The sequence below is a fragment of the Pseudomonas sp. genome, assembly GCF_036404235.1.
In the GTDB taxonomy this organism is placed as follows: domain Bacteria; phylum Pseudomonadota; class Gammaproteobacteria; order Pseudomonadales; family Pseudomonadaceae; genus Aquipseudomonas.
Genome location: NZ_DASWOT010000005.1, coordinates 1 through 6,221, shown reverse-complemented (window position 1 = coordinate 6,221; position 6,221 = coordinate 1). Strand labels below are relative to the sequence as shown.

Here is a 6,221-nt window from a genome sequence, read left to right as displayed (position 1 = left end):
CCGACCTCGGCGCTGGACGTGTCGATTCAAGCACAGGTGCTGAACCTGTTCATGGATTTACAACAGGAGTTCAATACCGCGTATGTGTTCATCTCGCACAACCTGTCGGTGGTGCGTCATGTGGCCGACACGGTGTTGGTGATGTACCTGGGCCGACCTGCGGAAATGGGCCCGAAAGAAGACATCTACACCCGCCCGCTGCACCCCTATACCCAGGCGTTGCTGTCGGCGACCCCGACCATTCACCCGGACCCGCTGAAACCGAAGATCAAGATCGTCGGCGAACTGCCTAACCCGCTCAACCCGCCAAGCGGCTGCGCTTTCCACAAGCGCTGCCCCTACGCGACCGAGCGTTGTGTCAACGAAGAACCCGCTTTGCGTGAGGTCGACAACCGCCAGGTTGCCTGTCATTACGCGGAGCAATTTGTGGCGTGATTTGCGCCGCATGGCGGTGATCTGATCAAAGGCCGTTGCGCACTCGTGTAACGGCCTTTTTTGTGGTTGGGGTCTGGTTGGTCTGTTCGGTTCTGTGTGTATATCCGTTATTCGGGATGGTGCTGATTTGGGTTCCGCTCTTACAGCGGGTCACTTTTGGCAAACGCCCCAAAAGTAACCAAAAGGTCTGGCTCCTGGTTTGGCCCTCCTTCGTCGGGGTTCCCTCACTCCGGCATTGCTCCGCCGGGACGCGCCGAACGGACATCCATGTCGTGCGCCCGGCTGCGCAACACCTGCGTTCGGCCTCCCAAAGTCGCAATGTGTGGCACTCCCAAAATTTCTGTACGACCCAGATCAAAAAAACAAAGCGTGCTTCGCTTTTGCTTTTGATTTTCCCTACGCGATAGCACAGACACCACCAATCGCGACTTGGGTGCAGGCTGAACGCAGGCGTCGCGTAGTGGGCTGCCGGGCATGGATGCCCGGCAAGCGCCGTCAGGACATGGATGTCCGTTCGGCGCGTGCCCACGGAGCGTCGCCGGAGTGAGGAAACCCGACGAAGGAGGGCCAAACCAGGAGCCAGACCTTTTGGTTACTTTTGGGGCGTTTGCCAAAAGTGACCCGCTGTAAGAGCGGAACCCATATCAGCGCCACCCTCGATAACGGATATACACCCCAAATCCAACCCCGCCGCAAAGTTAAAAAGCACCAAACTAATAAACATCCCGTCGATAACGCCCCTGCTCGATCAACGCCTCAACGCCCTTCTCGCCCAACAACGCCGTGAGCACCTCATCAACCCCCGCCGCCATGCCTTGCAGACTGCCGCAGATGTAGATCGCCGCGCCGTCGTCCAGCCAGCGATGCAGCTCACTCGCCGCTTCACGCAGACGATCCTGAACGTAGACTTTCTCGGCCTGATCCCGTGAAAACGCCAGATCCAGGCGCTCAATATCGCCAGTCATCAACCAACCTTGCAGCTCGGAACCACAGTGAAAGTCATGCGCCACATTGCGCTCGCCAAACAACAACCAGTTACGCTTCTGCCCTTGGGCGATACGGGCTTTGAGCAGGCTGCGCAACCCGGCGAGACCTGTGCCGTTACCGACCAGAATCAACGGCACCTGCTCGCCTGGCAGATGGAAACTGCTGTTGCGACGTACTTTCACACTGATCGAAGCACCCAATGCCGCATGTTCCGTCAGCCAGCCTGAACCCAGGCCCAAACTGCCATCAGGGTGTAGTTCCTGACGGACAATCAGTTGCAGCGCGCCATCCTCAGGCATTGAGGCTATGGAGTACTCACGCATCGCCAGCGGGACCAACGCATCGACTAATGCCTGCGCATGCAGCCCGACCAGATGACTGCGATTGTCTGGCAACTGGCGAGTGGTCAGTGCCTGCCCAAGGGTTTCGTTCAGGCCATCGATGTTTACAGGCGTATCCGCGGCGATACCCAGACCAGCCAGGAATTTCTCGACCGCAACCCGAGCGTTATGCGTCAGGATCTCCACCAGATCCCCAGCTTCCCAGCGTGTGGCTTCAGGAGGTGTCAGGTTCACAAGAAACACCTTGGAGCCAGCACTGCCCGGGTTCAGCCATTCACGCTTGGCCAAGGTCCAGCTGCCAAAAGCTGGCGCCTGCCAACTGTTGAGTGGCGTACTGCCAGTCAGTTGTCCCAGTTGCTGTTGCCAATGCTGCAGTGCGGCATCGTCGCCGCTGTCAACTTCAACAGGAGCGAACAGCGTGCTGCCGCCACGTTCGGCCAGCCAGCCGTGCAGGCGTAGGGCGAAACCACAGAAGTGTTGATATTGCCGGTCGCCGAGGGCCAGCACAGCGTAATTCAAGTTGCTCAGCGACAGCGGCTTACCAAGTACCTTGCGCTCGAACCCGCGGGCGCTGTCCGGCGCTTCGCCATCGCCGAACGTGCTGACGACGAACAACGCATTCTGGCTCTGGTTCAGATCCTGTTCGGTGATGTCCGCCAGACGCTGCACCCGCACAGGTAAGCCCGCCGACTGCAATTGCCCTGCGGTCTGCCACGCCAGTTGCTCAGCGAAACCGCTCTGACTGGCGAATCCGATCAGCCATGCAGGGCCGCTGTCGATGAGCGAAACTCCGCCGCGCGCATTGCGCACCTGACGTTTCTTGCGACGACGATCCAGGTATAGCAACCAGCCCGTAATAAAGAACAACGGCATCATCAGGGCCGCAACTGTGATCACGATGCGCCCGATAAGGCCGAAATAACTGCCGGTGTGCAGCGCGTAGTTACTGATCAACAACTGCGAGCCCAGGCCTTTTTCTGTGTAGCGCGACACCGCTTTGACTTGTCCATTGGCCGGGTCGAGGGTGATCTGGTTCAACGCACGCGGGTGCGGGGCGTCTTTGAGCAGATAAAACACCAGCCCAGGCTGCCCACCTATGGGAGGCAGACGCAGGTTATAAGCCTTGAGTCCAGGCCCGGCGGTTTTCTGGATGGCATCCCAGATTGCTACGTAATCGACCACCAAGGGCGCCGCCTCGTTGGCAGGTTGATTACCAGGACGACCACCACCCTTGCGCGGTTGCTCACCGGGCACCGGTGGATCACCGATAAGCTTGGTCATGCCGTTGCTGAACCAGTCGTAAGACCACATCAACCCGGTGACCGACAGCAACAGGTAAAACACCAGGCACCAGGTGCCAAACACCGAATGCAGGTCCCAATTGAAACTGCGTCCCTTCTTCGCCCAATCCAGCGTCAGCCAGACACGCCAGTTCAGCGCCTTGCGTGGCCAACGCAGGTAAAGGCCCGATAGGCAGAAAAACACCAGAATCAGGGTACACGCTGCCGTGACTTGCTTACCGTAGTCGCCAGCGGCGAGTACGCGGTGCAGTTGCAGGATGAATCCGAACACGTCCTGGCCCACGGCGTCTGGTTTCAGTTCGCCGGTGTAAGGGTCGAAGTTGCGCATTTGCCCGCGACGCTCGCCAGGCGCTGGTGTTAACCAAACCTGAGCGGCCCTGTCGCCGTCGGCCTCGACACGCAGCATGGACACGCGGTCATTGGCTTGCCCTTCGATCCTGCGCACCAGCTCGTCCAGTGGCAATTGCGCATCGCGCGGCTGCACGAACAGCGCCGTGGGATTGATAGCGTCGAGGATTTCGTCTTCGAACGAATACAGCGCACCGGTAATACCCATCAACGCCAAGACCAGACCCGCCGTGATGCCAAAGAACCAGTGGATTTGAAACAGAACTTTCTTCAACACCCTCGACCACCTCAATTACCCGCTGCGTGAGCATTATGCGCAGAAAAGGTACTTACTCTCATCTGTGTCTGATTCTGGATACGGTTGCTGGATCAATAACTGGAGCGAATTCATTCGCAAGAGGCCAGAACAACCGACGCACATCCCGCGCCTGTCACACCGGTTCGCGAATAAATGCTCTCCTACAGGTTTGCGCCTTCAGGCCCTCTCACGCAAAAGCCCCACTCACCAAAAGCAAGTGGGGCCTTGCGTGATCCACTGTTTAGAAGTGGAAACTGGCACTCATCAACGCGGTACGGCCAGCGGCCATATGCGCGTAGTGGGTACTAAAGACCTGATCGTAGTAACGCTTGTCGGTCAGGTTCTGCACGTTCAGTTGCAGGTCGACATTCTTGGTCAACGCGTAGGTCGCCATAGCGTCGTAGCGCCAGTATGAAGGTACTTCCACCGAGTTCGCTTCGTTGCCAAAACGCGAGTCGACGAAGGTTGCGCCGCCACCCACCGTCAGTTTCGGCATCAGATCGTAAGTCGACCAGAAGTTGAAGTTGTTACGCGGTGTGCTTGGCATATGGTTGCCCTCGTCCGCCTTGCTGGTAGCTTTGACGATCTCGCTGTCCATGTAGGTGTAACCCCCGTAGACCTTCCATTTGCTGGTCAACTTACCGGTGTAGGTAAACTCAAAGCCGTCGACACGCTGCTCACCATCAAGTACCTGGAAGGTTGTGTTGTCCGGGTCATTGACACGGGCGTTAGTCTTCTCAGTACGGAACAACGCTGCGGTCAAGGACAGGTCGTCTCCGAAGAAGTCCCATTTGGTGCCGATTTCGTAGTTGCGGTTCTTTTCCGGGTCGAGATCAGAATTGTTGGCCGCGATTTCCAGGCCACCGTTACCGCTGGTTTCGCCGGATGGGTTACTTGAGGTGGACCATGCCGCGTAGATGCTGCCGTTTGGCAGTGGTTTGTAGACCACGCCCACCTGGTAGTTCCACAGTTGGCTGGTGTTCTCACGGTCGAAGTCGCCCGCTACAGAGCCACGGCCACCGGTGCTGAACCCACTTGAGCGAACATCGTAGTCGTCGTAGCGCAGACCGAGATTGAGCGACCATTGCTCGTTGAACTTCAGCGTATCGAAGACATAAGCCGCGCTGGTCTTGGTGTCAGTATCGGTGAAAGCCAGGCTGTCAGTGATCCTGCCATTCCATGGGTCTTTCGGTGTCGGGTTGTACAAGCTGGTGCAATCCCCGGATGCCAGCAATCCTGCATTACAAGTCGAACCGATGGTGCCGCCACTGGCAGTGAGCACGTTGTAGCCACGGTTATGCGTGTCCTGATACGAGAACTCAATGCCAGTAACCAGGCTGTGTTCAACAAAGCCAGTGTTGAACTTAGCCTGCAAGTCGGTCTGGTTGACAAAACCGCTGGAAGTCGAGTTGCGGCTCTTCGCCGAACGCGATACCAGACCATTCGCCACGTTGCCGCGGCTGTCGTCCGGGTTACTGACGATGTAATCCAGGGTGGAGCGCGACATGCGGAAGCTGTTGGACAGGGTCAAGTTGTCGTTGAAGTCGTGTTCGATCCGGAACGTACCGCTGTCATTGACGCTATTGCGGTAATCCCGATCAGTCAGCCCATAGAAGTTGTTTTCGTTGACATGTGCAGGCTTGTCGACAATGTATTTGCTGCGCCCCGTGGTACTGGTCAATGGAATACCGTAGTCCGGCATGTCATCGGTGGTGAGGTGGTAATAATCCACTTTCACGCGAGTATCGGTGCCCAGGCCGAAGGCAAACGACGGGGCAAATCCCCAGCGGCTGTTGTCGACATCGTTCCGACCGGCCACATTGGAATCGTGCTTCATAAGGTTCAGACGCACGGCCGAGGTATCGGTCATCTGTTGGTTCACGTCCAGGGTATAGCGCTGAGTCTGGTCGGATCCAAAGGTGTAACCGCCATTGTAGGCGTTACCCAAATGAGCACCCTTAGTGATCAGGTTCAGGCTGCCACCGGTAGAGCCGGCACCCGTGAATGCCGAACCAGGACCCTTACTGACCTCGACGGATTCGACGTTGAATATCTCGCGGCTTTGCGCAGCAACGTCGCGCATGCCATCGATGAACACGTCGCTTTCCGCGTTAAAACCGCGAATGATCGGACGGTCTGCCGCCGGGTTACCCCCCTCGCCTGCACCAAAGGTGATACCTGGCGTGGTGCGCAGTGCGTCAACCAGGCTGGTGGCTGCGGTGTCGCGAATCACTTGCTGTGGGATCACGGTCACGCTCTTGGGCGTCTCGCGCAGCGGTGCGGTGTACTTCTTCGAGGCCGAGTCATCGGTTTTATAACTGGTCTGGGCCTGTTCACCTGTGATGCTGGTGGCTCCCAGATTGATAGCTTTGTCTTCGCTACTCTCGGCTGCGTGAGCCATGTGCCCGGCAGACATCGCGGCGATAGCCACACCTACCGCAGAGGCGATCGAGCGCTGTGATTGAGCGGATGGTTGTGTTGGGCGCGACATAATGCATTCCTTCCCCAAGG

3 protein-coding genes are annotated in these 6,221 nt (G+C 57.7%); 1 reads left to right on the top strand and 2 read right to left on the bottom strand.

The genetic code is table 11. The features are described from left to right. A partial coding sequence (locus VGC62_RS00655; RefSeq protein WP_331185175.1) for an oligopeptide/dipeptide ABC transporter ATP-binding protein occupies positions 1-435 on the top strand: 435 nt, incomplete at its 5' end. Positions 436-1,148: 713 nt separating this feature from the next. Here the strand turns inward: VGC62_RS00655 and VGC62_RS00650 are convergent. Continuing rightward, the gene (locus VGC62_RS00650; RefSeq protein WP_331185176.1) at positions 1,149-3,686 is read right to left on the bottom strand and encodes a sulfite reductase flavoprotein subunit alpha; all 2,538 of its coding nucleotides are present in this window, start codon (positions 3,684-3,686) and stop codon (positions 1,149-1,151) included. 265 nt (positions 3,687-3,951) lie between these two features. Further along, positions 3,952-6,201, bottom strand: a complete 2,250-nt coding sequence (locus VGC62_RS00645) for a TonB-dependent siderophore receptor (protein WP_331185174.1) — start codon at positions 6,199-6,201, stop codon at positions 3,952-3,954. Between the last annotated feature and the right edge of the window lie 20 nt (positions 6,202-6,221).

What these genes read in the sequence shown, in the direction of transcription:
- VGC62_RS00645 (WP_331185174.1), bottom strand. Translation starts at nt 6,201, where the DNA reads ATGTCGCGCCCAACACAACCATCCGCTCAATCACAGCGCTCGATCGCC.